Source organism: Bradyrhizobium sp. ISRA464, assembly GCF_029910095.1.
Taxonomy (GTDB): Bacteria; Pseudomonadota; Alphaproteobacteria; order Rhizobiales; family Xanthobacteraceae; genus Bradyrhizobium.
Genome location: NZ_CP094526.1, coordinates 196,210 through 221,263 on the forward strand (window position 1 = coordinate 196,210; position 25,054 = coordinate 221,263).

General features: G+C 63.9%; 24 protein-coding genes and 1 pseudogene. 11 read left to right on the forward strand and 14 right to left on the reverse strand.

All coding sequences use genetic code 11. The features are described 5' to 3' along the window. Positions 1–8 precede the first annotated feature (8 nt). Together MTX19_RS00940 and MTX19_RS00945 are read left to right on the forward strand one after the other, a co-directional pair. Positions 9–1,481, forward strand: coding sequence for an MltA domain-containing protein (locus MTX19_RS00940; RefSeq protein WP_348638260.1), 1,473 nt, complete (start codon positions 9–11; stop codon positions 1,479–1,481). Continuing rightward, entirely contained in the window at positions 1,478–2,068 is a 591-nt protein-coding gene (locus MTX19_RS00945) for a Smr/MutS family protein (RefSeq protein WP_280982062.1), read from the forward strand. Before MTX19_RS00940 ends, MTX19_RS00945 begins: the two co-directional genes overlap by 4 nt. A gap of 97 nt (positions 2,069–2,165) precedes the next feature. On the opposite strand, the gene MTX19_RS00950 is transcribed toward MTX19_RS00945, so the two are convergent. The 4 genes from MTX19_RS00950 to hslV form a co-directional block, all read right to left on the reverse strand. Beyond that, positions 2,166–3,290: a hypothetical protein gene (locus MTX19_RS00950; RefSeq protein ID WP_280982063.1), complete on the reverse strand. Its 1,125-nt coding sequence runs from the start codon at positions 3,288–3,290 to the stop codon at positions 2,166–2,168. 286 nt (positions 3,291–3,576) lie between these two features. Then, positions 3,577–4,884, reverse strand: a complete 1,308-nt coding sequence (hslU, locus tag MTX19_RS00955; RefSeq protein WP_280974779.1) for an ATP-dependent protease ATPase subunit HslU — start codon at positions 4,882–4,884, stop codon at positions 3,577–3,579. Between the two features lie 63 nt (positions 4,885–4,947). Next, positions 4,948–5,433 carry a GNAT family N-acetyltransferase gene (locus MTX19_RS00960; protein WP_280982064.1) on the reverse strand — a complete coding sequence of 162 codons (486 nt, stop codon included), beginning with the start codon at positions 5,431–5,433 and terminating at the stop codon, positions 4,948–4,950. Between the two features lie 2 nt (positions 5,434–5,435). After that, on the reverse strand, positions 5,436–5,993 hold the full coding sequence (gene hslV / locus MTX19_RS00965) for an ATP-dependent protease subunit HslV (protein ID WP_280982065.1): 558 nt from the start codon (positions 5,991–5,993) through the stop codon (positions 5,436–5,438). Between the two features lie 180 nt (positions 5,994–6,173). On the opposite strand from hslV, the gene hisB reads away from it, so the two are divergent. The 7 genes from hisB to coaA all read left to right on the forward strand — a co-directional run bounded on the left by hisB (position 6,174) and on the right by coaA (position 11,170). Beyond that, entirely contained in the window at positions 6,174–6,767 is a 594-nt protein-coding gene (gene hisB, locus MTX19_RS00970) for an imidazoleglycerol-phosphate dehydratase HisB (protein WP_280982066.1), read from the forward strand. An 83-nt stretch (positions 6,768–6,850) separates the two neighbouring features. Then, positions 6,851–7,378 (forward strand): DUF2628 domain-containing protein, encoded by a 528-nt coding sequence (locus MTX19_RS00975; RefSeq protein ID WP_280982067.1) that lies wholly within the window; start codon positions 6,851–6,853, stop codon positions 7,376–7,378. Next, entirely contained in the window at positions 7,375–8,022 is a 648-nt protein-coding gene (gene hisH, locus MTX19_RS00980; protein WP_280982068.1) for an imidazole glycerol phosphate synthase subunit HisH, read from the forward strand. The genes MTX19_RS00975 and hisH overlap by 4 nt, the downstream gene beginning before the upstream one ends. A gap of 144 nt (positions 8,023–8,166) precedes the next feature. Continuing rightward, positions 8,167–8,907: a 1-(5-phosphoribosyl)-5-[(5-phosphoribosylamino)methylideneamino]imidazole-4-carboxamide isomerase gene (hisA, locus tag MTX19_RS00985; protein WP_280982069.1), complete on the forward strand. Its 741-nt coding sequence runs from the start codon at positions 8,167–8,169 to the stop codon at positions 8,905–8,907. A gap of 9 nt (positions 8,908–8,916) precedes the next feature. After that, positions 8,917–9,693 carry an imidazole glycerol phosphate synthase subunit HisF gene (gene hisF / locus MTX19_RS00990; protein ID WP_280982070.1) on the forward strand — a complete coding sequence of 259 codons (777 nt, stop codon included), beginning with the start codon at positions 8,917–8,919 and terminating at the stop codon, positions 9,691–9,693. Between the two features lie 181 nt (positions 9,694–9,874). After that, positions 9,875–10,198 (forward strand): phosphoribosyl-ATP diphosphatase, encoded by a 324-nt coding sequence (locus MTX19_RS00995; RefSeq protein WP_280974771.1) that lies wholly within the window; start codon positions 9,875–9,877, stop codon positions 10,196–10,198. A 15-nt stretch (positions 10,199–10,213) separates the two neighbouring features. Further along, positions 10,214–11,170 (forward strand): type I pantothenate kinase, encoded by a 957-nt coding sequence (coaA, locus tag MTX19_RS01000; protein WP_280982071.1) that lies wholly within the window; start codon positions 10,214–10,216, stop codon positions 11,168–11,170. 75 nt (positions 11,171–11,245) lie between these two features. Here coaA and MTX19_RS01005 read toward each other — a convergent pair whose 3' ends face one another. The 3 genes from MTX19_RS01005 to MTX19_RS01015 all read right to left on the reverse strand — a co-directional run bounded on the left by MTX19_RS01005 (position 11,246) and on the right by MTX19_RS01015 (position 15,778). Then, positions 11,246–13,495 carry a response regulator gene (locus MTX19_RS01005; RefSeq protein ID WP_280982072.1) on the reverse strand — a complete coding sequence of 750 codons (2,250 nt, stop codon included), beginning with the start codon at positions 13,493–13,495 and terminating at the stop codon, positions 11,246–11,248. A gap of 135 nt (positions 13,496–13,630) precedes the next feature. Then, positions 13,631–14,098 (reverse strand): hypothetical protein, encoded by a 468-nt coding sequence (locus MTX19_RS01010; RefSeq protein WP_280985794.1) that lies wholly within the window; start codon positions 14,096–14,098, stop codon positions 13,631–13,633. A 141-nt stretch (positions 14,099–14,239) separates the two neighbouring features. Beyond that, positions 14,240–15,778: a YifB family Mg chelatase-like AAA ATPase gene (locus MTX19_RS01015; RefSeq protein WP_280982073.1), complete on the reverse strand. Its 1,539-nt coding sequence runs from the start codon at positions 15,776–15,778 to the stop codon at positions 14,240–14,242. 122 nt (positions 15,779–15,900) lie between these two features. Between MTX19_RS01015 and MTX19_RS01020 the strand changes: the two genes are divergently transcribed. Next, positions 15,901–16,872, forward strand: a complete 972-nt coding sequence (locus MTX19_RS01020; RefSeq protein ID WP_280982074.1) for an IS1595 family transposase — start codon at positions 15,901–15,903, stop codon at positions 16,870–16,872. Between the two features lie 895 nt (positions 16,873–17,767). On the opposite strand, the gene MTX19_RS01025 is transcribed toward MTX19_RS01020, so the two are convergent. The 5 genes from MTX19_RS01025 to rsmI form a co-directional block, all read right to left on the reverse strand. Further along, positions 17,768–18,010 (reverse strand): hypothetical protein, encoded by a 243-nt coding sequence (locus tag MTX19_RS01025; RefSeq protein ID WP_280982075.1) that lies wholly within the window; start codon positions 18,008–18,010, stop codon positions 17,768–17,770. A gap of 401 nt (positions 18,011–18,411) precedes the next feature. Next, positions 18,412–19,383: an MBL fold metallo-hydrolase gene (locus MTX19_RS01030; protein ID WP_280982076.1), complete on the reverse strand. Its 972-nt coding sequence runs from the start codon at positions 19,381–19,383 to the stop codon at positions 18,412–18,414. 187 nt (positions 19,384–19,570) lie between these two features. Beyond that, the gene (gene gshB / locus MTX19_RS01035) at positions 19,571–20,518 is read right to left on the reverse strand and encodes a glutathione synthase (protein ID WP_280974762.1); all 948 of its coding nucleotides are present in this window, start codon (positions 20,516–20,518) and stop codon (positions 19,571–19,573) included. Positions 20,519–20,548: 30 nt separating this feature from the next. Further along, positions 20,549–20,974, reverse strand: a complete 426-nt coding sequence (locus MTX19_RS01040) for a YraN family protein (RefSeq protein ID WP_280982077.1) — start codon at positions 20,972–20,974, stop codon at positions 20,549–20,551. Beyond that, positions 20,919–21,872 (reverse strand): 16S rRNA (cytidine(1402)-2'-O)-methyltransferase, encoded by a 954-nt coding sequence (gene rsmI, locus MTX19_RS01045; RefSeq protein WP_280982078.1) that lies wholly within the window; start codon positions 21,870–21,872, stop codon positions 20,919–20,921. Before rsmI ends, MTX19_RS01040 begins: the two co-directional genes overlap by 56 nt. Before the next feature lie 219 nt (positions 21,873–22,091). Between rsmI and MTX19_RS01050 the strand changes: the two genes are divergently transcribed. After that, on the forward strand, positions 22,092–23,291 hold the full coding sequence (locus tag MTX19_RS01050) for a penicillin-binding protein activator (protein ID WP_280982079.1): 1,200 nt from the start codon (positions 22,092–22,094) through the stop codon (positions 23,289–23,291). Between the two features lie 2 nt (positions 23,292–23,293). Here the strand turns inward: MTX19_RS01050 and MTX19_RS01055 are convergent, their stop codons facing one another. Next, positions 23,294–23,449 carry a hypothetical protein gene (locus MTX19_RS01055; RefSeq protein ID WP_280978692.1) on the reverse strand — a complete coding sequence of 52 codons (156 nt, stop codon included), beginning with the start codon at positions 23,447–23,449 and terminating at the stop codon, positions 23,294–23,296. Then, positions 23,446–24,668, reverse strand: a pseudogene (locus MTX19_RS01060) (IS701 family transposase). Before MTX19_RS01060 ends, MTX19_RS01055 begins: the two are co-directional and overlap by 4 nt. Between the last annotated feature and the right edge of the window lie 386 nt (positions 24,669–25,054).

Here is a 25,054-nt window from a genome sequence, read left to right on the forward strand (position 1 = left end):
AGCTTGAATTGCCGCTGCAGGTCAGCGGCAGCCAGTATGAGCCGCTTACCTGGGCCACGATTCCCGGCTGGAACGACGACGACCACCTCGCGGCCTACAAGGCGTTTCGGACGAGCTGCAAGCCGATCGCGGCCCAGCAAGGGCTACCTCCGGAATCGAAGGCGCTCGGCAGCTCGCTGCGCGATCCCTGCCGGATCGCCAAACGGCTCGAGCCGACCGACAGCGCGCGGGCCAAGGAATTCTTCGAGCAGAACTTCGTACCCCTGCGCATCTCGCGGCTCGGGGAAGACGCAGGCTTTGTCACCGGCTATTACGAGCCGGTGCTCGAGGGCTCGCGGACGCAGACCGACGTCTACAACGTTCCCGTCTATCGCCGCCCGTCCAACCTGTTCGTGCGCGGCAAGACACAGGACTCGGTCGGCCTGCCCAACAGCGGGCCGGTGTACCGCAAGATCGGCCGGCGCAAGCTCGTGCCCTATTATGACCGCGCCCAGATCGAGGATGGCGCGATTGCCGGACGCGGCCTGGAGATCTGCTGGCTGAAGAGCCAGACCGACCTTCTGTTCGCGCAGATCCAGGGCTCGGCGCGGATCAAGCTGACCGACGGCACCACGCTGCGCATCAATTATGATGCGCATAACGGTTACCCCTATACGCCGGTCGGACGCATCCTGATCGATCGCGGCATCATCGCGAAGGACCAGATGTCGATGCAGAAGATCAGGGAGTGGATGGAGCAGAACCCCGACGGCGCCAAGGAGCTGCGCCGGCAGAACCGCTCTTACATCTTCTTCCGTGAAGTTCCGCTGTCGGAGAAGGATGAAGCGGTGGGCGCGCAAGGCGTGCCGTTGACGCCGGGCCGCTCGATCGCGGTCGACAAGGCGCTGCATGTCTATGGCACGCCGTTCTTCATCGAGGGCGTGCTGCCGATCGAATCCGAGCAGTCGAAGACGCCGTTCCACCGGTTGATGATCGCGCAGGACACGGGCTCTGCGATTGTGGGTCCTGCGCGCGCCGATCTTTATTTCGGCGCCGGCGCGGATGCTGGGAAGGTGTCGGGTCGCCTGCGGAATAATATGCAGTTCGTCATGCTGGTCCCGAAGGGTCTCGATCCGGTCGCTCGCGGCCGCAAGCTGCCGATTCCCGACGCCCGGCCGTCGGCCAGGATCGCAAAGCTGTTCCCGCAGACCGATCCACAGAAGGACAAGCCGGCGGCAAAGCCGGCCGACGCGCCTGTTGCACCTGTGACCAAGGATGCGGCCAAGGATGCGCCCAAGGGTGCGGCGAAAGATACGACCGGCAATGTAACCAAAGGCCCGACCGCCACGAAAGCCACAGCATCTCCGGCGACGACAGGCACGACAGCCCCTGTCGCGCAATCCGCGCCTGTGGCAGAACCGGTGCCGTTGCCGGCAGCCCGGCCTGGCATTATTCCGCAGCAACCGGAGAAGCGGCGCTCTCGCCATCGCGACGATCAATGAAACGTCCCGCGCCGATCCTCGACCTCTCCGCTCCTTCGCGGCGCAAACGCGCGTTGAGCGAGGAGGAGCGCGCGCTCTGGGAGAGCGTGGCGAAACAGGTCAAGCCGCTGCGCAAGCGGCCGGTTGCCATCAAAGCACCCACCGTCGCCGCCGATCCGAGCACGCATCACGTCCCGGCAAAGCCTGTTCCGGTCAAGGCGGCGCCCGCGAAGGCCGCGCCGGCGCCGCGCCCGCATTTGCCGCCCCTGGCGCCAATCGGTCGCCGCGAGCGCGCCAAGCTGTCGCGCGGCAGGCAGGAGATCGACGCGCGGCTCGACCTGCACGGCATGACGCAGATGCGCGCGCATCGCGTGCTGTTCTCCTTCCTGCAGCGTGCCCACAGCGATGGGCTCACCTTCGTGCTCGTCATCACCGGAAAGGGCAAGGTCGGCGGGTTGGACTCAGAGCGCGGCGTGCTGCGGCGCCAGGTGCCGGAATGGCTCAGCCTGCCGGAATTCCGTTCCTTGGTCGTCGGCTTCGAAGAGGCCCATATCGGCCATGGCGGCGAGGGCGCGCTCTATGTCCGAGTCCGCCGCGCGCGAGGCTAGAGCGCTTTCGGGCGAAGTGGGCACCAGTTCGCGTGAAGAAAACGCGTCACAACAAAATCTAGAGCTTCGGTTCTGATCCAATCAGAATCGATCATGCTCAGAACGGCCTGATGATCCCGACGCGCGGGATCAGCGTCAGGATCCAGCCGAAGGTCGTCGTCCTGCGATCGTCTGACGGGATCACCGGCACCTCCTTCGAGGCCGGCAGCATCTTCACGGCGTGCAGCATCAGGAACATGCAGACCGCCCAGTTCGAGATCCAGCGAGAGTAGTCGAACACGATCACGAACATGATGGAAAAGCCGGCGCTGATAATGATGATCGCGGCGATTACGATCCGCCGGTGCAGCTCGCTTGCGAGCGCGTCGATCAGGCGCGCGAAATACCGCCAGAGCGGCGTGTGCAGCCAGATCAGCAGCGCGAACACCGGGACGCCCAGGATGTTCGAGGGCATGCGCGCCCAGGTGTCCGTGATCTCCTTCGACAGCGGCTGGTACCAGATGTAGCCGAACTCAAGCAGGTCGGTTCGTGACGGGTCGGCCATCCGGCTCTGCAGGTGACGGAGAAATTCGTCATAGGGCACGTCGACGGTGCCGAGGAATTGCGCGGCGAGGAAGAGGATGCCGACTGCGGCCAGCGCCGCGACTCCCGCCACAGCGTTCCGCGACGTCACGCCCTGCACGAGATAGAAGCGCAGCACCAAGATGGCAGCGATGGTCGGCACGTACATCAGCACGAAGATGTGGTGGATCAAGATCAGTACGATCGAGAACAGCGCGGCCACCAGCACATAGGCGATCGAGCGGGCCGGGATCAGCAACAGCACGATCGCCAGCGCGCAGCCATAGATGTCGAAATGGCCGAGCGAGAACATGAAGTTCTTCAGGAAGAACGGCGATCCCGCGGTGAAGACGAACAGTGGCCAATGCGCGTCGTCGAGCCCGAACGTGCGGCGGAAGAGCTTGACGAACAGGCCGAGCGTCACCAGCCAGATCGCGCCGCCCAGTGCAAATACCAGCCATACCGGCACCTTGTCGGTGAACAGCGAGACGATCGCGCCGATCAGTGCGCGCTTGGTGAAGCCGTAGTGATAGTCGACCAGCAGGTGGATATAGGGGACGAAGGGCCGCAGCGTGATCTTGTAAAAGAATAGCCCGACCAGCACGGCGGCATTGACGGCAAGCATCACGCGCCAGGGATTTTTCCAGGCCGGCAGATTCATCGATCGTCCACCACGTCGCCCCGACCTGGTGCGCAATTGCGCACCAGGGCCGGGCCTATGACCACCAGAACTAGAGCATGATCCGGACCCGGAGGGCCGCGTCAGCGCAAGGTGTGAAGCGGTTTTCCGAAAAGATCATGCTCAAACAAGAAGCTAAAGCGCGATGACGAGTCAACGCAATCTCATCGCGCTTTAGTTCTTAGACGGGATAGCGGCCCGAGTCTTGGTTCAATGCGGGCAGCGATGGTTGTCGGCCCCGACCTGCGTCGGAGCGAGAGATGCCGGATCAGAGAATGAACCGGCTTAGATCGGCGTTCTTGGCGAGATCGCCGACGTGCTTCGTCACATAGTCGGCATCAACCTGGATGGTCTCGCCATGGCGGTCGGGCGCGGTGAAGGAGATGTCGTCCAGCACCCGCTCCATCACGGTCTGCAGCCGCCGCGCGCCGATGTTCTCGACCGTCGAGTTGACGGCGACCGCGACGTCGGCCAGCGCGTCGATCGCAGCGTCGGTGATGTCGAGCGTCACGCCCTCGGTCTTCATCAACGCGACATACTGCTTGATCAGCGACACCTCGGGCTCGGTCAGGATCCGGCGCATGTCGTCGCGGGTGAGCGCCTGCAGCTCGACACGGATCGGCAGGCGGCCCTGCAGCTCGGGCAGCAGGTCCGACGGCTTCGCGATGTGGAACGCACCGGAGGCGATGAACAGCACGTGGTCGGTCTTGACCGCGCCGTGTTTGGTCGAGACGGTCGTGCCTTCGATCAGCGGCAGCAGGTCGCGCTGCACGCCCTCGCGCGACACGTCGCCGCCGCCGGCGCGGTTCTCGCGCACACAGATCTTGTCGATCTCGTCGAGGAAGACGATGCCGTTATTCTCGACCGCGTTGATGGCTTCCTGCACCAGCTGGTCGGTGTCGAGCAGCTTGTCGGATTCCTCGTTGACCAGGATCTCGTGCGAGCCTTCGACGGTCAAGCGGCGCGTCTTGCTGCGGCCGCCCATCTTGCCGAAGATATCGCCGAGCGAGATGGCGCCCATCTGGGCGCCGGGCATGCCGGGAATCTCGAACATCGGCATGCCGCTGCCGGATGACTGTGTCTCGATCTCGATTTCCTTGTCGTTGAGCTCGCCGGCGCGCAGCTTTTTGCGGAACGATTCGCGAGTTCCGGCGCTCGCCGCCGGCCCCACCAGCGCATCCAGCACACGTTCTTCGGCGGCGAGCTGGGCGCGGGCGTGGACGTCCTTGCGCTTGCGCTCGCGGGTTTGCGCGATCGCCACCTCGACGAGGTCGCGGATGATCTGCTCGACGTCGCGGCCGACATAGCCGACCTCGGTGAACTTGGTGGCTTCGACCTTGAGGAACGGTGCGCCCGCGAGCTTGGCGAGCCGCCGCGCGATCTCGGTCTTGCCGACGCCGGTCGGCCCGATCATCAGGATGTTCTTGGGCAGAACCTCCTCGCGCAGGGAACCGTCGAGCTGCAGCCGCCGCCAGCGGTTGCGAAGCGCAATCGATACCGCACGCTTGGCATCGGTCTGGCCGACGATGAAGCGGTCAAGTTCAGAAACAATTTCACGGGGGGAGAAGTCGGTCATTGGCTCTAGCTAGGTTGAAAGAACTCTATCGGCAAGCATTGTTCCGGACCTGCGACCTCGACGTCATCTGTCGCGGATCATCAGCAGCGCAGGTCCGTCAGGCGTGTCGATCATGTGCATCTTGCGGAAACCCGCCTTTTCGTAGGCGCGCACCGCGCGTGTGTTAGTCGGATCGGGGTCGGTCACCACCCGCGGCGTCTCCAGCGCCAGCCGTCCGTCAACAAAGGCGCGGATCAGGGCTGGGCCATGGCCGCGCTCGATCATGGCGGGCTCGCCGATGAAAAGATCGATGCCGCGCGTGCCTTTTGGCTGCGCGCCGAAGCCGGAATCCCACGCCGTCACGTCATAGCACTGGATGTAGCCGAATTCGCCGTCGTCAGCCGAGACGATGAACTGCTCCATGGCCGGCTCCTCGAGGTCGCCGCTGAGAAGCGCATATTGCTCGGCCGGATCGCCCCACCACGCCCGGACGTGCGGCAACGCAAGCCACCGCTTGATCTGCGGCAGGTCGGCCGACGTCATCGGGCGGAAGCGGTAGTCGCAGGCCACGCTCAGCCGCCCACGGTTTCGATCGTCACGTTCCGGTTGGTGTAGACGCAGATATCGGCGGCGATATCCAGCGCGCGGCGCACGATGGTCTCGGCGTCCTTGTCGGTGTCGATGAGCGCTCGCGCCGCGGCGAGCGCATAATTGCCGCCCGAGCCGATAGCCATGACCCCGGCCTCCGGCTCCAGCACGTCGCCGGTGCCGGTCAGCACCAGGGAGACGTCCTTGTCGGCGACGATCATCATGGCCTCCAGGCGCCGCAGGTAGCGGTCGGTGCGCCAATCCTTGGCGAGCTCCACGGCCGCCCGGGTCAACTGGCCCGGATATTGTTCCAGCTTGCTTTCGAGCCGCTCGAACAGGGTGAAAGCGTCGGCCGTTGCGCCGGCGAAGCCGCCGATCACGTCGCCCTTGCCGATCCGGCGGACTTTCTTGGCATTGGCCTTGATCACCGTCTGGCCGATCGAGACCTGCCCGTCGCCGCCGATCACCACCTTGCCGCCCTTGCGGACGGAGCAAATCGTGGTGCCATGCCAGCCGGACGGCTCATTTGGAGATGCTTGCATAGGTTACCTCTCTTGGGCGCAGATTTAGGCGGTCGGGCAGGGGGTTACAATCGGACGATTTGGCAAGGAATTCCGGTCACCATGGCCAGAAGTCGGGCATTTCGACGTCATCCCGCAGTAGCGAAGGTGACATCAGCCTGTTAAAAGACCGGCGTTTTCGGCACGGGAAAGCTCATTTTCATGCGCACGGCAACCATCAAGCGCAAGACCAAGGAGACCGACATCGAGGTGACGGTCAACCTCGACGGAGCGGGCGTATCCACGGTTTCGACCGGGATCGGCTTCTTCGACCATATGCTCGACCTCTTGGCCCGGCATTCGCGCATCGACATCACGGTGAAGGCGGATGGCGATCTCCATGTCGATTACCACCACACCACCGAAGACGTCGGCATCGCGCTCGGGCAGGCCGTGAAGCAGGCGCTCGGCAACATGGCCGGCATCACCCGCTATGCCTCGATCCACATGCCGATGGACGAGACGCTGTCGCGCGTCGTGATCGACATTTCCGGCCGCCCGATGCTGGTGTTCAGGGTCGAATTCCCGCGCGACAAGATCGGCGAGTTCGACACCGAGCTGGTGCGCGAGTGGTTCAACGCGTTCGCGATGAACGCCGGCGTGACTCTGCACGTCGAGACCCTATATGGCGAGAACAGCCACCATATCGCCGAATCCTGCTTCAAGGGTTTGGCCAGGGCGCTGCGAACGGCGGTCGCGATCGATCCGCGCAATCAGGGCGAGGTGCCCTCGACGAAAGGTCGGCTCGGCAGCTGATACGGGAGCATGATCGGAAAAGCGGGTGCAGGTTTTCCGAAAGATCGTGCTCAAAGAAGAGACTATCCTCGGCGGAGATTTCGATGCCGGTCTACACAGTGCATGCCCCCGTGGCTAATGGCGCCGATCTTGCGGCGACCGACAAGTTCACTTTCGTGCGCGATGGCTTCCATTTCTGGGCCGCCGTCGCGAGCGTGATCTGGCTTGCCTGGAACCGGCTATGGCTGGCGCTGGTCGGCTGGATCATCCTTAGCTTTGCCATCGATTTCGGACTGGCCAGGCTCGGCGTCGGGCGCGGCGCGATCTTTTTCGTCGATCTGGTGCTGATGCTGCTGATGGGGTTCGAGGCGTCAAGCCTGCGACGCTGGACTTTGTCACGGGGCAAGTGGCGGCAGCTCGACATCGTCGTGGCCGATGACGAGGAGACCGCCGAGCGCCGCTTCTTCCAGCGCTGGACCGCCCGCCATCGTGGCATCGTCAACGATCAAGGGTCAGTCGACCGCGGCGCGCCGCCACCGACCCGGAATATTCCGGGACAGCCGTTCTCAAAACCACCGCCGCCGCAAGGCAGCATTATCGGATTGTTTCCAGAGCCAGGAGGATCGCGATGACAGTTGCAATCATCGATTACGGCTCCGGCAACCTGCATTCCGCGGCGAAAGCGTTCGAGCGCGCCGCGCGCAGCATGGAGGATCCGCAAGCAATCAAGGTGACGCGCGATCCCGACGCGGTGTATCGCGCCGATCGCATCGTGCTGCCTGGCGTCGGCGCCTTTGCCGACTGCCGCCGTGGCGTCGACGCGGTCGACGGCATGCTCGAAGCGCTCACCGAGGCGGTGCGGGTCAAGGCGCGGCCGTTCTTCGGCATCTGCGTTGGCATGCAGCTGATGGCGACGCGCGGCAAGGAGCATGTCACGACCGAGGGCTTCAACTGGATCGGCGGCGACGTCGTCAAGATCGAGCCGCGCGATGAAAGCCTCAAGGTCCCGCACATGGGCTGGAACACGCTCGACCTCGTCCGCGAGCACCCGGTGCTGGAGCGGCTGCCGCTCGGGCCGAAGGGCCGTCACGCCTATTTCGTGCACTCCTACCACCTCGCCGCCGCCGAGGCCGACGTGCTGGCACGCGCCGATTATGGCGGGCCGGTCACCGCGATCGTCGCCAAGGACACCGCCATTGGCACCCAGTTTCACCCCGAGAAGAGCCAGCGCTTCGGCCTTGCCCTGATCTCGAATTTCTTGAAGTGGAAGCCGTGATGGCCGCGCCTCTAGTTACCTCGCCCCTTGTGGGGGAGGTCGAATGCGAAGCATTCGGGAGGGGGGTAAGCCACAAGCACCGTGTCCGCGGCTACCCCCCACCCAACCCTCCCCCACAAAGGGGGAGGGAGCAGGCAACAGAGCATGATCCTCTTTCCCGCGGTTGATCTGAAGAACGGCCAGTGCGTGCGCCTGGAGCAGGGCGACATGGCGCGCGCCACCGTGTTCAACCTCGATCCAGCGGCCCAGGCGCGCAGCTTCGCCGCGCAGGGCTTCGAATACCTGCACGTCGTCGATCTCGATGGCGCCTTTGCCGGCAAGCCGATGAATGCCCACGCCGTGGAAGCGATGCAGAAGGCTGTCACCATGCCGGTGCAGCTCGGCGGCGGCATCCGCGACCTCAAGACCATCGAAGCCTGGCTCGACAAGGGCATCACGCGGGTGATCATCGGCACCGCGGCGGTGCGCGATCCTGAGCTCGTGAAGGGCGCGGCGAGGAAATTCCCCGGCCGGGTGGCGGTCGGCCTCGATGCACGCGACGGCAAGGTCGCGGTCGAAGGCTGGGCGGAGACGTCGCAGGTGACCGCGCTCGAGATCGCGCAGCGCTTCGAGGATGCCGGCGTCGCCGCGATCATCTTCACCGACATCGCCCGCGACGGCCTGCTCAAGGGGCTCAACCTCGATGCCACGATCGCGCTCGCCGATCGCATTTCGATTCCCGTGATCGCTTCCGGCGGCTTTGCCTCGATCGACGACGTCAAGGCGCTGCTCGAGCCGCGGGCGAGGAAGCTTGCCGGCGCCATCGTCGGGCGCGCGCTCTACGACGGACGGCTCGATCCAGCCGCCGCGCTTGAGCTGATCAAGAACGCTCGAACCGCGGCCTAGGAGAAGACCATGTTCAAGGTTCGCGTGATCCCCTGTCTCGACGTGAAGGACGGGCGCGTGGTCAAGGGCGTCAATTTCGTCGACCTGCGCGATGCCGGCGATCCGGTCGAGGCCGCGATCGCCTATGACGCCGCCGGCGCCGACGAGCTCACTTTCCTCGACATCACCGCGACCCACGAAAACCGCGGCATCATGCTGGACGTGGTGCGGCGGACGGCGGAGGCCTGCTTCATGCCGCTGACCGTCGGCGGTGGCGTGCGCACCGTCGACGACATCAAGACCCTGCTGCGGTCCGGTGCCGACAAGGTCTCGATCAATTCGGCCGCCGTCAGCCGCCGTGAGTTCGTGAAGGAAGCGGCCGAGAAATTCGGCGAGCAGTGCATCGTGGTCGCGATCGATGCCAAGCGGGTCAAGCGCGCCGGCGGGTCGGACCGCTGGGAGATCTTCACCCATGGTGGACGTAATGCCACCGGGATCGACGCCATCGAATATGCGCAGGAGGTCGTGTCCCTCGGCGCCGGTGAAATCCTGCTGACCTCGATGGACCGGGACGGCACCCGGCAAGGCTTCGACCTGCCGCTGACCCGGTCGATCGCCGACAGTGTCCCCGTACCGGTCATCGCGTCCGGCGGCGTCGGCAACCTCGATCATTTGGTCGACGGCGTCCGCGAGGGGCACGCCACCGGCGTGCTGGCCGCTTCGATCTTCCACTTCGGGGAATTTACCATCCGCCAGGCCAAGGACCACATGGTGCGCGCCGGGCTGCTGATGCGTCTCGATCCCTAGCGCATGACCCCGAAGAGTGGAAACCGGTTTTCCGAAAAGGTCATGCTCCAACAAGAGATGAGATCATGATGCGACTAGCTCCAATCGCATCATGATCTAGGACTCCTTGTCACAAAAATGCTAAGTCCGCACTTGGGAGCGGCATCTGGACGGTGCCGGTGCTCACGGTCGAGTTGAGTCAATGTCGCGTTTCACGGTCCACGATCTGGCCGCTATCATCGACGCCCGCGCTGCAGCCGGCGGCGAGGCGTCCTACACCCGCAAACTGCTCGACAAGGGCGCGGAGCACTGCGCCAAGAAGCTGGGCGAAGAGGCGATCGAGACGGTGATCGCCGCGATCGAGAATGATCGCGATCATCTCATCGCCGAGAGCGCGGATCTCGTGTTTCACCTGCTGGTTCTGTTGAAGTCACGTGGTGTGAAACTGGAGGATGTCGAGGCCGCGCTGGAGAAGCGCACCTCGATGTCCGGACTGGAAGAGAAGGCGTCGCGCAAGCGCGATTGATCGAGGAACGGTCTCATGGATATCCGGGCACCAGATCAGCAATACAATCCCTACCGCATCTTCACGCGCCAGCAATGGGCTCATCTGCGCGACGACACGCCGATGACGCTTGAGCCCGGCGAGTTCGATCGCCTGCGGTCGATGCACGATCGACTCGACTTGCAGGAGGTCGAGGACATCTACCTGCCGCTGTCGCGGCTGCTCTCCATCTACGTCGATGCGATGCAGCGGCTCTATTATGCGCAGCGCCAGTTCCTCGGCATCCGCGATCGCAAGATGCCCTACATCATCGGCGTCGCCGGTTCGGTCGCGGTCGGCAAATCCACCACCGCGCGCGTGCTGCAGGCGCTGTTGGCGCGCTGGTCGCCGCGGCCGAAGGTCGATCTGATCACGACGGACGGCTTCCTGTATCCCAATGCCGTGCTCGAGCGGCAGGGCCTCATGCAGAAGAAGGGCTTTCCGGAAAGCTACGATCTGCCGACGCTGCTGTCATTCCTCAGCGACATCAAGGCCGGACGGCGTCGTGTGCGCGCGCCGGTCTATTCGCATCTGACCTACGACATCGTGCCGAACAAATGGGTCGAGATCGACCAGCCCGACATCCTGATCGTCGAGGGCGTCAACGTGCTGCAGACCGGAAGGCTGCCGCGTGACGGCAAGGCGGTGCCGTTCGTCTCCGACTTCTTCGATTTCTCGGTCTACATCGATGCCGACGAATCGGCCTTGCGGCAGTGGTACATCACGCGTTTCCTGGCGCTGCGCGACACCGCGTTCACCGATCCCAGATCCTACTTCCACCGCTACGCACCGCTGTCCGACGAGGAGGCGACGGCGACCGCGATCGCGATCTGGGAGCGCACCAACCTCGCCAATCTCGAGGACAATATCCTGCCGACGCGGCCGCGCGCGACGCTGATCCTCGAGAAGGGCGCCGACCACGTGGTGCAATCGGTGGCGCTGCGACGGCTGTAGACAATCCACCTAATCCGAACGCATGACAGCCGTCGTCCGGGCAAACGCAGGGACGACGGAGCGCTTGCGACGACCTTACGCCGCGAGATGCCGCGACGCGGCCAGTCCCGCAAGCGCCTCTGCCAGCTTCTCGCGGTCGAGCGGCTTGATCAGGAAACCATCCATGCCGGCTTCGAAGCAGGCGTAGCGGTCCTCCACCAGCGTGTTGGCGGTGAGCGCCAGGATCGGGGTCCGGCGTCCGGGCTCGCCGGCTTCGTGCGCGCGGATGCGCTTGGTGGTTTCAATGCCGTTGAGGCGCGGCATCTGGACGTCCATCAGCACGAGATCGTACGGCGTGCCAGCGGACTTTGCGGACAGCCACGATTCCATGGCCTGTTCGCCGTTCGTGGTGATGACCGCGGTGTGGCCGAGGCGGCTGAGCAGCGACCGCATCAATAGCGCGTTGATCTCATTGTCTTCGGCGACCAGGATCGAGAACCCCTTGTCCGGGGCCGCGGCCGGAGCCGCAGCGGGCGCAGGCTCGGCGAGCGCTTCCATCGCAAGGCTCGGTGCCGCGACTTCGGGCGATGCAGTCAGGCGCGCCGCGAGCGACGACGCACGCAGCGGCTTGACCAGGTAGCCGGTGAAGGTGGGCGTCGAGGATGCCAACAATTCCTGTCGCGTTGCGGGGGTGAACATCACGATACGATGGATCGCATGGCTGCGGGCGGCATTGGCAAGCGTCTCCATCGCGCCAGTACCGAGTGCGTGGTCGATCAGGATCGCGTGCCAGCTTCGCTCCGGCAACAATGCCTCGGCCACCTCGGCGTCCGACACGATGCAGGTCTGCGCACCCCAGCGCTGCAGACGCCGCGAGATCAGCGAGACCTCGATGCTCTGCGGCGCGACCAGCATGATCGATTGGCCCGAGAGATCGGGCGCGACGAAGGCGTTGCCCTCGCCGGTCTCGGCCGCGGCAAGCGGGATCGACACCTCGAATGTCGAGCCGGCACCGGGCGTGCTGGCGAGGGCTATTCGCCCGCCCATCCGCTTGACGATGCGGTCGCTGATGGAGAGGCCGAGGCCGGTGCCGCCATAGCTGCGCGCAATGCGCTCGTCGGCCTGCTCGAACTCGCGGAAAATCCGCTGCTGGGCTTCCGGCGCGATGCCGATCCCGGTGTCACGGACCAGGAAGCTGATTTCGTTCGGCAAGATGCCGGGCTCGACGATCAGGGCAACTCCGCCGGCTGCGGTGAACTTGATGGCATTGCCGGCGAGGTTGAGCAGTACCTGCCGCAGCCGCGCAGCGTCGCCAATCACCTGCAACGGCAGGCGCTCGTCGACATAGGCCGCGATCTCGATGCCCTTGGCCTGCGTGCGTGGCGCCAGCAGCTCGGTGACGTCCTCGATCAGGCCGGACAGCGCGAAGGGGCGGTGCTCGAGATCGATCTTGCCGGCCTCGATCTTGGAGTAGTCGAGCAACTCCTCGATCAGCGCGAGCAGCGCATCGCCCGACGTCTTGACCGCCTTGACATAGGTCGCCTGTTCCGGCGTCAGCGACGTATCCATCAACAGTCCGCTCATGCCGATGATGCCGTTCAGCGGCGTGCGGATCTCGTGGCTGGCCATCGCCAGGAAACGCGATTTGGCCCGATTGGCGGCATCGGCCTGGTCGCGCGCTTCGCCAAGCGCGCGCTCGCTCTCGGTGCGATCGGTGACGTCGCGGCCGACGCTCTGCATCTCCGCCGGTCCGCCGGCATCGTTGCGGACGAGACCCTCGCGCCAGGCGATCCAGCGCGGGCCGAGCGGTCCATCGATCCTTTGGTCGTAGACGCGCGTGCCGCTGGGTTCGAGCGCGGTATCGCCCTGTTCGAGGACCTTCAGCGTCGCGGTGCTGCCGATCAGATCGTCGCGCCGGACCTGCGCCAGCTCGCAATAGGCGTCATTGGCATAGGTGATGCGGCCCTCGGGGTCGCGCAGCACGATCAGGTCGCCCTGGGCTTCGAACAGGTTGCTGACGCGTTGCTCGGCCTCCTGCAGTTCCCAATTGCGATCGGACATCGCTTCGTTGTGCAAGGCGATCGTGCGCAGCTTCTTGCGCATGAAGCGCAGGCGGATGCTCAGCGTGACGATCCAGAGGCAGGCGAGCGCAAACAGGAAGCTGACGCCGATCGCGAACAGATGAGGATCGTAGCCGCTTTTGTCCGAGAGAATGCCCGTGATGAATCCGAAGGCGCCGCCGAACGCGGCGGAGAAGATCATAAAGGAACGGACGATCAACGCGATCCAGGAATGGCGCCGCAGGAAACGACGCAGGCGCAACTTGATCCTGAAGAAACGCCCCATCAATGGTGGCCCTGAGATAGCTTGATCCGTCGCGCACTATGCGTCGGCGACCTTGCAAAGTGCTTGAGGCCGGCGAGCGTTTCGCGCTGCCCTGGGAACAGGGTTAGCGAAGGGTTAATTCGGGGCCGCGCCAGATCAGAGCGACGCCGTCTCGAGACGGCGGTGGTTGTCGCGGGCGCTGACGATCAGCGCTGCGGCGTCGCGCGCCGAGAAGGTCTTCGACTGCACGAAGATGCGGTAGTCGGACGGCCCGTCATGCGAAAGATAGATAACCGGATCGCTCGGCGACGGATCGCTGGAAATCGCGATCAGGTGCGGCACGGCGTCGCTCTGGCAGGCGCCGGCTTCGCTGTCGTCGACGTCGTCGATCACGGTGAAATCGGCGGCCTCGGCACTGTCGGCGATCCGGACCCGGACGGTGGCAAGGCGGGGATCGTCGGTGAAGCTGACGTGAAGCTGGGCCAGCCACGGGATCGATGCGATCTGCAGCGCGGCGCTGCCGACTTCGATGCAGGGCCGAGGGCCCGGCAAGATCTCGGCGCGGGCAAATACTGCGGCCACGGCGAGGGGGACCACCGAGGCCAGAACCTTGAAACGCAACATGACGCTACTCACTCGACCCAAGCTTGCCGCGGATCGCGGGGGCTTATGGTTTGCGGAGCGTAAATAAAACTCGTTACCACCGCGTTGACGCGGACCGATCTTCGGCGCGAACCGGTGTCCACTTCGCCGGAAAAGCTCTCATCAGGCGGCGCGGCGAAGATCGTCGGCCAGCGCGCGGTAGGACAGCGCTTCGGCGAGGTGCAGCCGGCCGATCGTCGCGGCGCCGTCGAGGTCGGCGAGCGTGCGCGCCACCCGCAACACGCGGTGATAGCCACGAGCCGTGAGGTGCATGTTCTCGGCCGCCTCGCGCAGCAGCTTCTGCCCATGCGCATCAGGCTGCGCGATGGTGTCGAGCAGCGAGCTCGGTGCCTCCGCGTTGGTTCGGATATGTGGCATGCCGGCTGCCGCGTAGCGCGTGCGCTGGATGTCGCGTGCGGCCGCGACGCGGGCGGCGACCTCGGCCGATCTCTCGGATGGCGGCGGCAGAATCAGATCCGCCGCGGTCACCGCAGGCACCTCGATCCGCAGGTCGATGCGATCCATCAGCGGACCGGAGATCCGCATCTGGTAGTCGGCGGTGCAACGATCGAGCCGGCCGCGCTTGCAGGAATAGCCGGGCTCATAGGCGTGGCCGCAACGGCACGGATTCATAGCTGCAACCAGCATGAAGCGCGCCGGATAGGTGACGCGATGATTGGCACGCGACACCGCAACCTCGCCGTTCTCCAGCGGCTGGCGCAGCGAATCCAGCACACGCGGATCGAACTCCGGCAGCTCGTCGAGGAACAGCACGCCCTGATGCGCGAGCGAGATCTCGCCGGGTTTGGCGCGCGTGCCGCCGCCGGTCAGCGCAGCCATGCTGGCGGAATGATGCGGGCTGCGGAACGGGCGCCGCGCCGTCAACGCGCCATCGCGGATCTCGCCAGCGACCGAGGCGATCATCGAGACTTCGAGCAGCTCCGATGGCGACAGCGGCGGCAGGATCGAGGGCAGCCGCGCCGCCAGCATCGACTTGCCGGCGCCCGGCGAGCCGATCATCAGCAGGTGATGCCCGCCGGCCGCAGCAATCTCGAGTGCGCGCTTGGCGCTCTCCTGGCCCTTGATATCGCGCAGGTCGAGCAGCGCCTCCTCGCGCTCATGCACTCTTGGCTGCGGGCGCGACAAAACCTGCGTGCCCTTGAAGTGGTTGGCGATCTGGATCAGCGAATGTGCCGCGATGATCTGGATGTCCGGGCTGGCCCATGCGGCCTCCGAGCCGCAGGCCGCCGGGCAGATCAACCCCTCGTCGCGCGAATTGGCGCCGATCGCGGCCGGCAGCACGCCTGCGACCGGCGCGATCGAGCCGTCGAGCCCGAGCTCGCCAAGCACGGTGAAGCCGTTGAGGACGTCCGGCGGGATCGCCCCGATCGCGGCCATCAGCCCGAGCGCGATCGGTAAGTCGTAATGGCTGCCTTCCTTGGGCAGGTCGGCGGGCGCGAGGTTGACGGTGATCCGGCGCGCCGGCAGCGCCAGGCCAGAGGCGATCAGCGCCGAGCGCACCCGCTCGCGCGCCTCCGACACCGCCTTGTCGGGCAGGCCGACGATGGCAAAGGCCGGCAGGCCGGGTGCGACCTGCACCTGCACGTCGACCGCGCGGGCCTCGATCCCCTCGAAAGCGACGGTGGAAACGCGTTGGACCATGCTGCCCCTATCTTCCGCAATCGAGGGTAGCGGAACCTGAGGTCAGACGACGATTATGTACTTTACAAACCCAGAATCGGAGGTAGAATCGAGTCCATAGTTACTACCTATGGATTTGCGTCATGTCGGTTCTTGCAAAAGCCTACTTTCACAATGAAAAGAGCGCCTTCCGCCATCTGGAGAAGCTTCTCTGGGCCGATGGCGTGGTTTGCCCTCACTGTGGCGTAGTCGGAAAAGCTGGGCGCCTAGAGGGCGTTAAGGGCAAGAACGGCAAGAACGGCAAGGTCAGGCTGGGTCTGTGGAAGTGCTACGAGGCTGGTTGCCGCAAGCAGTTCACGGTGCGTGTGGGTACGGTATTCGAGTCCGCCCATATCCCGCTGCACAAGTGCTTGCAGGCCGTCCACCTGATGGCGTCCAGCAAGAAGGGCATTTCGGCCCACCAGCTGCATCGCATTTTGGAAATTCAGTACAAGAGCGCGTGGTTTTTGGCGCACCGCATCCGCGAAGCCATGCGCGATGGCAAGCTTGCCCCCATGGGCGGCAACGGCAAGATCGTAGAGGTGGACGAGACCTATATCGGTCGTCTCAAAGGCATGCCCAAGCCCAAGAAGGGCGGCGCGGCCCATAAGAACATCGTTCTAACGCTGGTTGAGCGCGGCGGCTCGGCCCGTAGCTTCCATATCGACAGCACGTCGATTGCCGACATTGCCCCGATCCTGCGGACCAATATCCGCAGGGAAAGCAAGCTGATGACGGACGAGGCGCGCCACTACATGGAAGTTGGTCGCGAATACGACAGCCATCAGGCCGTCAACCACGGTCAGGAGGAATACGTCCGCTACGGCTCTGACGTGATCACCACCAACACCGTTGAGGGCTACTACAGCATCTTCAAGCGCGGCATGAAGGGCGTCTATCAGCATTGTGCTGAGAAGCACCTGCACCGCTATCTGGCGGAGTTCGATTTCCGCTACAGCAACCGCGTTGCGCTTGGCGTGGACGATCAGGATCGGGCCGAGAAGGCAATCCTTGGTGCGACTGGTAAGCGACTTACCTACCGGCAACCTTGTTCGCTCGATTCGGAAACGGTCTAAGAGATCAATAGCTTAACTAAAATAAAAGTAAGTTATTGAATCTTAAGGCTGAATCACGTAGGTTAAATCCTACGCGCGACACGGTGAATCTCCAGGCCGTGGCCACCCTGGGCTGGCTTTTACTGAGGAGCCGACTCTTTGGGGGTGTGCACTATGTAGGGGAATTGGAGTCCCTACCGCGTAAACGGGCGGCTTGGCCGCCCGTTACCTTTTCTCGGGTCTCAATACGCGCCCAGCCTTTGTATAGCGTGCCACTTCGCTGGGTTTGGTGGTGTGAATCGATGAAACCCAAAGCTCTGTGCAGCTAGAGTTTGGCTTGACCGCTACGTGAAACCACTTGCCGAAAACCACTTCGTCGAAGTGAAAAAACTGCAGGTGGTTCCGTCTATCTAGTACGGCTCTGCCCACGTCGATTGCGATGCCGACCATTGGCATCCGATGCGGATCAATGCCATGTTTGGCATGGGCTTTAACTGGGCTAGAGCAGCCAATAGCGCGGCTAAGCTCCGCAGGTAGCCGTGTGATAGAAACGGCCTGCGGTGCCCCATAGATTAAGAATTTGATCCACTCCTGCTCCGTCATGGTTATGCCAAAGCACAAAGAAACTCAGTTAGAGAAGTTCAAGCAGGCCGCCCGCGAACTCGAAACGGACGACAACGAAAAGCGCTTCGACGAGAGACTTGGAAAAATTGCTCGTCAGAAGCCGACGCCAGCGAAGCCCACACGCTCCAAAGAAAAGGTTAAGCGCTCTTAACCAGCGTGGATTTGTGTGCCGCAGAGGGACATCTAGTCCACACATAGCGGATGATTCTTAATGGTTTGTTCGGAAGTCGAAATTCTCAGCCTGACGGTTGATGACGCTAGTTTGTCGTGGCTTGAGGAACTCGCCGGGCACTTATCGCTTCTTGAACAGGTCATTGATTGCCCGGTCGAGCTTCCTAATCTCGTCCTCAGCAGCCTTTGCGGACCCTCCGGTTTCGACTTTAAACTTATGCCCGCACCGGCAGGTGAGAATAGGGTCTCGCTTGAGTTCAGCGAGAACATGATCGGTATTATGACCGCACTTCGGGCATTTAATCGGAAACTTTGCCTTCCCGGCCATGTCTGACTTGCCGGTGGTGGTGATCGTCACTTTCATCTCACGAATCTCCGGTTGAGTCGATTCGGTTGTAACAACCTGAGCGACTCATAACCGGAACCCGAAAATTCGGGCATCACAAAAAGATTCAACCCATTGTTATTTCGGAGCTATCCACTGTTTGGGTGTGCGAAGTGCACAATTGCGAGGTCAGACGCAAGAACATTACGGGAACGCTCTCGCTGGGGCTCGTTGCGGCGGCGCTATCGGTGACCGGCGGGGTGATGTGATGGCGCGCAGACGCCGGGCGTGCGTAGCTGCGCGACAAGGCGTCGCACTACTGGCCGACAGGCGTTGCGCGCTTGCCAAGGAGACCGAACGCCTCTGCCCAAGGCCGCCCGGTCGACAGGACCGTTCGGGAGCGGCAGCTGCCGCCCCCGAAGGCATCTTCCGCAGCTTCGTTACAGCAGCATCTGCATCGGCTCCGGATAGTACCGGAAGCCGTCACCGGCCTTGGCCACGTGGCCGTAGCCGGGCCAGGCGAAGTGATAGGACATCACCGGCGTCTTGTTCGCCGCCAGCATTTCCAACAGTCGCACCCGCGATTGCGCCGCCTGCTTCGGATCGGTGTCGTAGGAGAATTCCATCCTGGGCTTCTCCAGCAACAGCACCGCGTGATGCGAGAGATCGCCAAGGAAGGCGAAGGATTTGCCGCCCGAGCTCACCATGAAGATGGTGTGGCCCACGGTGTGGCCAGGCGCTGCGATCGCCTGCACGCCGGGCAGGAATTCCTCGCCGTCCTTGAAGAACACCAGGCGATCCCTCACCGGCAGCAGGTTCTTGCGGGCGTGTACGATGAAGTCCTTCAGCGCACTGCCCATCTTGCCTTCGTCAGTCCAGAAGTCGAGATCGCTTTGCGCGATGTAGTACTGTGCGTTGGGGAACAGCGGCTTGTTGTTGGCATCGACGATGCCGCCGATATGGTCGATATGCGCGTGCGACAGCACGACAGCATCGATGTCCTCCGGCTTGATGCCGGCTTCCTGCGTGCTCTTCTGCTGTCGGCCGGTGGTCGGGCCGAACAGTTGCGACGTGCCCATGCCGGTATCGAACAGGATCAGTCTGTCGCCGGTGTTGACGATCGGCGAGTTCTGCTCGAGCACGACATTATCGGGCGACAGGAAGTTGTCGGAGAGCATCTGCTTCACTTGCTCTTTCGGCACGCCGGTGAAGGTGCCGGACGGATCACCAAGCGGGAGCGGGCCGTCCGATACGACGGTGACTTCGGCATCCCCGAGCATGAAGCGGTGCCAGTAGGGCGTCTGCGTGCCGAGCTTCGGCGCGCGCGCGACCGCGGTGCCGCCGAGCATGGTGCTGGCGCCGAGACCGGCACCGAGCGCGAGCAAGGATCGTCGTGAGACATTAAGCGTCATACGTCTTCCTCCACAATGTTTATGAGATTATTTCGCGTTGTCGCCCGCGACGGCCCGCCGCTTGACCTGACGCAGGCAACAGGATGCTGCGCTCGCCCGCGCAAGCTGGCAAGAAGAATAAGGCGAGCGCAGGCTCGCTAGAAATCTATCTGAGACGCAACCGCAATGTGCGTCGAATAAGGAAAGCTTATTTCGCTGCGCGCCTGGCCTCAATGCTATCCCAGATCTTCGCCGCGATATCCGTTCCGTTGAGCCGCTGGATCGCGCGGATACCCGTCGGGGACGTGACGTTGATCTCGGTGAGACTGCCGTCGATCACATCGATGCCGACGAACAGCAGCCCGTGCTTACGGAGCGCAGGCCCCAGCGTCGTGCAGATCTCGCGCTCGCGGTCCGAGAGCTCGGTGGCCTTGGCCGCGCCGCCGCGCACCATGTTGGAGCGCAAATCGTCAGCCGCCGGCACGCGGTTGACGGCGCCGGCGAATTCGCCATCGACCAGGATGATGCGCTTATCGCCATGCTTCACCTCGGGAAGGAAGCGCTGGATCACCCACGGCTCCTTGAAGGTGACCGAGAACATGTCGAACAGCGAGCCGAAATTCATGTCTTGCGGCATGACGCGGAACACCGCGGCGCCGCCATAGCCGTGCAGCGGTTTCATGACGACGGCGCCGTGCTGATCGCGGAATGCGTTGATCTCGTCGAGGTCGCGCGAGATCAGGGTCGGCGGCATCAGCTGCGGGAAGTTCATCACGAACAGCTTCTCCGGCGCGTTGCGTACGCTGACCGGGTCGTTGACGACCAGGGTCTTCGGGTGGATGCGTTCGAGGAGATGGGTCGAGGTGATGTAGGCGAGGTCGAACGGCGGATCCTGCCGCAGCAACACGACGTCGAAGGCGTTGAGCGGCTCGCGCTTCGGCTCGCCCAGCGTGAAGTGATTGCCGACCTCGTCGCGCACGGTGAGAAGCTGCACCGGCGCCACCAGCTCGTCGCCGCGCAGCGACAGCTTGTCCGGCGTGTAATAGGAAATGCCGTGGCCGCGCTTCTGCGCCTCTAGCAGCAGCGCAAAGGTGGAATCGCCGCGGATGTTGATGCGCGCGATGGGATCCATTTGGACGGCGACGTTCAATTTCATGGGGCGTATCCCGCGAGTCTGGAGGTAACGTTAAGGGCTGGCGTCGAATGCCGCTAACAGATGGCGCGGCAGGCTCTTCGGCGCAATCAGGACGGCATCGAATCTGAGATCAAATTCCGCATGTTCGGGATGCGCCATTAGCCAGGCCTGGGCGGCATTGATGATGCGCTGCTGCTGGCGCGGCGTCACCGCATAGGCGGCTTCATCGAGGCTGGCGCGCGCCTTGACCTCGACGAAGACGAGCAGGTTGCGCCGGCGCGCCACCAGGTCGATTTCGCCATAGGGAGTACGGAAGCGCTTGGCGAGGATGCGATAGCCCTTGGCCATCAGATAGGCGGCGGCGCGGCTTTCGGCGGAGATGCCGGTCCGGAATGCCGCGACGCGTTCAGGGGAGGCGCTCTCAGTCTTCGCCATCGCCGTCCCTGATGTCCTTCGCGAGCTCGAGGGCGCGGGCATAAACCTCGCGGCGGGGGCGGCCGGACAGTTCGACCGCATGGGCCACCGCGTCCTTGACGCTGCCGCGCGCGAGCTGCGCGCGCAACAGCTCATCCAGCGCATCCTGGTCCATCACCCCGGCATTGTCAGGCGGCGGTCCGACGACCAGCACGAACTCGCCGCGCGTCTCCAGCGTATCCGCGGCCTCCGCAAGCTCGGCGAGCGGTGCGCGCGTGATTTCCTCGTGCAGCTTGGTCAGCTCGCGGCAGATTGCGGCGTCGCGTCCAGGCATGATCGCGGCGAGATCGCGCAAGCTCTCCTGAACGCGATTGCCGGATTCGAACATCACCAGCGTCGAATCGATCCTGGCGAGCTCGTTGAGCCGCGTCCGGCGCGCGTGCTCCTTCGCGGGCAGGAATCCTTCGAAGAAAAACCGGTCGGTCGGCAGCGCCGCGACCGATAACGCGGTCAGCACCGACGATGGGCCGGGGACTGCGATCACCCGATGCTCGGCGGCGCAGACCTCGCGCACCAGCTTGAAGCCGGGATCCGATATCAACGGCGTGCCGGCATCCGAAACCAGCGCGATCGAGGCGCCTTGCGCCAGTTGCGCCAGCATCTTCGGTCGCGCCTGCGCGGCATTATGTTCGTGGTAGGGTTGCAGCTCGGCGGCGATCGCGTAACGCTCGGTCAGGCGGCGCGTAATCCTTGTGTCCTCGCAGGCAATGATGTCGACACCAGCAAGCGTTTCCAGCGCGCGCAGGGTGATGTCGGCGAGATTGCCGATCGGGGTCGCCACCAGATGCAGCCCCGGAGCCGCCTTGGGGGCCGCCAGTATCTGGCCACCGACGGAAAAGGTTCTGTTTGAAGAACCCGCGGTGGCCTCCGGGCCGTACAAGGAACTAGCTTTTGCGCGCATAATGACAATCTAGAGGGACGGCGGTGCTTGCGCTACACCGGCAGCGGCGGTGGCGGAGCGCGGCCGAACCAAGAAACGGGAGCCTCCCGGCAAGGTCTGGCGAGGCCATAATCCTTTTGTTTTAGTTAACTATTCGCCGACAATATGCCTGAATCCACCGGCCTCATCGAGGCTGAATGGAATCCTGGCCGATCACGGTCGGTCAAGAGAAGAGAGACGATGGCAGGCCCGCATCACCGCAAGTCCCCGCCGTCGGGCGCGACCCGGCGGACCGCGCTTGGCCTCATCATGGGCGCGCCGCTGCTGTCGGCCTGCTCAGGCGTCCAGCAAACCCTCAACCAGTTCTCGACCCCGGAGGCCGGGCCCGCGGGACCGCCGCAGCAGCCGCAGGCGATCGGAACGGGGCAGGTCAAGGTCGGGCTGGTTCTGCCGCTGTCGGCGGCGGGCAATGCCGGCGTCGCTGCGCAGTCGATGCGCAACGCTGCCGAGATGGCATTGGCGGAATTTCAGAATCCGAACATCCAGCTCCTGATCAAGGACGATGGCGGCAGCCCGCAGGGCGCGGCGCAGGGAACCCAGCAGGCGCTGTCCGAGGGGGCCGAGATCATTCTGGGGCCGCTGTTCGCGGGCTCGGTGCCGGCCGCCGCGCAGCTCACGCGCCAACGCGGAACCTCCCTAATCGCGTTCTCGACGGATTCGAGCGTCGCCGGGCGCGGCGTCTATCTTCTCAGCTTCCTGCCGGAGTCCGATATCAATCGCATCGTCGATTATGCGTCTGGTATCGGAAAGCGCTCCTTTGCAGCGATGGTGCCTGACAACGCCTACGGCAACGTGGTCGAGGCCGCGTTCAAGCAGGCGGTGAGCCACAAGAACGGTCGCATCGTCGCATTCGAGAAATACGGTGCCGACCGCGCGACGCCGGCGCGGAACGTGGCGCAGGCGCTCGGCCAGGCCGATGCACTCATGCTCGCCGATGACGGCGATTCGGTCGTCGCCACCGCGGACGCGCTGACCGCGGCCGGCGCCAATCTGCACAACATCCAGTTGCTCGGCACGGGGCTGTGGGACAATCCGCGCGTGTTCGCGAGCCCCGCGCTGCAGGGCGGCCTCTATGCCGCGCCCGATCCGGCCGGCTTCCGCAGCTTCGCGGGCCGCTACCGCGCCAAGTTCGGCGGCGAGCCGGTGCGCACGGCCACGCTTGCCTATGACGCCGTCGCACTGGTTGCGGCACTGGCCCGCACGCAAGGTGCGCAGCGCTTCGCACCGGAAACGCTGACCAATCCTTCCGGCTTTGCCGGCATCGACGGCCTGTTCCGCTTCCGCTCCGACGGAACCAATGAGCGCGGCCTTGCCGTCATGAAGGTGGCGTCGGGTGGCAGCACCGCGGTTGCCGGCTCGCCGAAGAGCTTTGGCGCCTAGCATTACAGTTGTAATTTTTGCTTGAGATGCGCTTTGCGCGCGTTGGCTTGATGAGCCCTGCGCCAGGATGACCATGCGAGGATGTGGGCATGCGGGATGCGCCGCTGGGCGAGCTTCATGGCGATGCGGCGGATTTCCTGGATCGACCAGCGGATCAAGAACGATGCTTCGGTCGGGGCCGCGGTCGCGTTTTTTTAAGCAATGCTCCGGTGTTGGCCCGATGACGGATGACGGCCATCGTGGCGAAGGCAAGCATGACCAGTGAGACATGGCGATGCCAGCCATGCCAGGAGCGGGTTTCGTTGTGATCAAGACCGAGCTCGTTCTTGGCGGTTTCGAAGCTGTCTTCGATGGCCCAGCGATGGCCTTCCACGGATACCAGCTTCTGCATGGACGTGCCCTTGGGGCACCATGTGGAGAAGAAGGCTAAGCTGTTGTCGGCAATATTGCGGCGGATCAGAAGACCTCGGGTCCATTCCCCGGCAAGGTCGTCGTTGTATTCGCCGGCGTCGAGATCGGCCAGCTCAAGATAGGCCCAGTCGTGCCAGCGCGGACCTTTGGTTCCTTCGCCGGACGGCAGGCGGCGCCAGGCCTTCTTGGGAAGGCTCTGCGCGATCGTAGAGGCAGTGCCGGCGACAGGCTGCTGCTTGCCCCAGGAATAGAACACGTGATTGGAAGCAACCCCCAGAACAAGCCTTTGCCCGCCTTGCGCAGCAGGGTTTCGATCGCTCCCGTGCCATACACGCTGTCCGCTGCTACGAACGAGAACGGCACCTTTGCGGCGATCGCGCGAGCGATCATTTGATGCGCGATCCGGGGCTTCGTCGCAAAGCTCACATCGCTCGGGACATGTGCGGCCTTCAGGCGAGCGGGTTCGTCCGTCCATTCCTTTGGCAGGTAGAGCGCCCGATCGATGAAGGCATGGCCATGCCGCGACACATAGGAGGCAAACACTCCGATCTGGCAATTGGTGATCTTGCCCGCCGAGCCAGTGTACTGGCGCGCGACCCCACACGAGGCCTTGCCCTGTTTCAAAAAGCCGGTCTCATCGATGACCAGAACCGCGTCCTCGTCACCCAGCGTTTCCAGCGCGTACTCACGTACAATATCGCGCAGCGCGTCGGCATCCCACTGCCCCCGACCCAGAATCGCCTGCTGGCGCCACGGGCCTGGATCGCCAGCCGCTTCCGCCCGCATCCAACCCGTCTTGCGCGGCTCGTTGCCCAACAGTCCGTCGAGAAATTGCCCCGCCGAGGCCGCGACCCGCTCTTGCGTAAACAGCGGACGGATGCGTTGCTTGGCATCTCGCAACGACGAAGCCCACAGCGTCAGCGTATCCTCAACCGACGCGCCACCAATCATCAGATCCCGAATCATGGTCGCCCATAGATTCAGAACCTTCAGGAAGATGCAACTGTAATGCTAGGGCATCCTCAAGGAACTTATTCGGTGTCGTCACCCGCGAAGGCGGGTGACCCAGTATTCCAGAAACGCCTGAGTTCAACCCGAAAAGCCGCGGCGTACTGGATCGCCCGGTCCCGTCTACGCCAAGGCTTCGACGGGGCTTGCGGCCTCGGGCGCGCCGGAGCTTTAGCGAAGGCGGCAAGCCGGGCGACGACAGGGGTGTTGGGGGCGCAATTTCGCGTTCTCGCGACATGATCTGTCCGAGTCTTGCCTCACATTCCGCCCTCTTTCGATCAGAGGGCGCAGGGAAAGCCGGGTGCCGATCGCACCCATGGGTCCCGCGCAACAAAAAACGCGGG

What these genes read in the sequence shown, in the direction of transcription:
- MTX19_RS00945 (WP_280982062.1), top strand. Translation starts at nt 1,478, where the DNA reads ATGAAACGTCCCGCGCCGATCCTCGACCTCTCCGCTCCTTCGCGGCGC.
- MTX19_RS00950 (WP_280982063.1), bottom strand. Translation starts at nt 3,290, where the DNA reads ATGAATCTGCCGGCCTGGAAAAATCCCTGGCGCGTGATGCTTGCCGTC.
- hslU (WP_280974779.1), bottom strand. Translation starts at nt 4,884, where the DNA reads ATGACCGACTTCTCCCCCCGTGAAATTGTTTCTGAACTTGACCGCTTC.
- hslV (WP_280982065.1), bottom strand. Translation starts at nt 5,993, where the DNA reads ATGCAAGCATCTCCAAATGAGCCGTCCGGCTGGCATGGCACCACGATT.
- hisB (WP_280982066.1), top strand. Translation starts at nt 6,174, where the DNA reads ATGCGCACGGCAACCATCAAGCGCAAGACCAAGGAGACCGACATCGAG.
- MTX19_RS00975 (WP_280982067.1), top strand. Translation starts at nt 6,851, where the DNA reads ATGCCGGTCTACACAGTGCATGCCCCCGTGGCTAATGGCGCCGATCTT.
- hisH (WP_280982068.1), top strand. Translation starts at nt 7,375, where the DNA reads ATGACAGTTGCAATCATCGATTACGGCTCCGGCAACCTGCATTCCGCG.
- hisA (WP_280982069.1), top strand. Translation starts at nt 8,167, where the DNA reads ATGATCCTCTTTCCCGCGGTTGATCTGAAGAACGGCCAGTGCGTGCGC.
- hisF (WP_280982070.1), top strand. Translation starts at nt 8,917, where the DNA reads ATGTTCAAGGTTCGCGTGATCCCCTGTCTCGACGTGAAGGACGGGCGC.
- MTX19_RS00995 (WP_280974771.1), top strand. Translation starts at nt 9,875, where the DNA reads ATGTCGCGTTTCACGGTCCACGATCTGGCCGCTATCATCGACGCCCGC.
- coaA (WP_280982071.1), top strand. Translation starts at nt 10,214, where the DNA reads ATGGATATCCGGGCACCAGATCAGCAATACAATCCCTACCGCATCTTC.
- MTX19_RS01005 (WP_280982072.1), bottom strand. Translation starts at nt 13,495, where the DNA reads ATGGGGCGTTTCTTCAGGATCAAGTTGCGCCTGCGTCGTTTCCTGCGG.
- MTX19_RS01010 (WP_280985794.1), bottom strand. Translation starts at nt 14,098, where the DNA reads ATGTTGCGTTTCAAGGTTCTGGCCTCGGTGGTCCCCCTCGCCGTGGCC.
- MTX19_RS01015 (WP_280982073.1), bottom strand. Translation starts at nt 15,778, where the DNA reads ATGGTCCAACGCGTTTCCACCGTCGCTTTCGAGGGGATCGAGGCCCGC.
- MTX19_RS01020 (WP_280982074.1), top strand. Translation starts at nt 15,901, where the DNA reads ATGTCGGTTCTTGCAAAAGCCTACTTTCACAATGAAAAGAGCGCCTTC.
- MTX19_RS01025 (WP_280982075.1), bottom strand. Translation starts at nt 18,010, where the DNA reads ATGAAAGTGACGATCACCACCACCGGCAAGTCAGACATGGCCGGGAAG.
- MTX19_RS01030 (WP_280982076.1), bottom strand. Translation starts at nt 19,383, where the DNA reads ATGACGCTTAATGTCTCACGACGATCCTTGCTCGCGCTCGGTGCCGGT.
- gshB (WP_280974762.1), bottom strand. Translation starts at nt 20,518, where the DNA reads ATGAAATTGAACGTCGCCGTCCAAATGGATCCCATCGCGCGCATCAAC.
- MTX19_RS01040 (WP_280982077.1), bottom strand. Translation starts at nt 20,974, where the DNA reads ATGCCCGCGCCCTCGAGCTCGCGAAGGACATCAGGGACGGCGATGGCG.
- rsmI (WP_280982078.1), bottom strand. Translation starts at nt 21,872, where the DNA reads ATGCGCGCAAAAGCTAGTTCCTTGTACGGCCCGGAGGCCACCGCGGGT.
- MTX19_RS01050 (WP_280982079.1), top strand. Translation starts at nt 22,092, where the DNA reads ATGGCAGGCCCGCATCACCGCAAGTCCCCGCCGTCGGGCGCGACCCGG.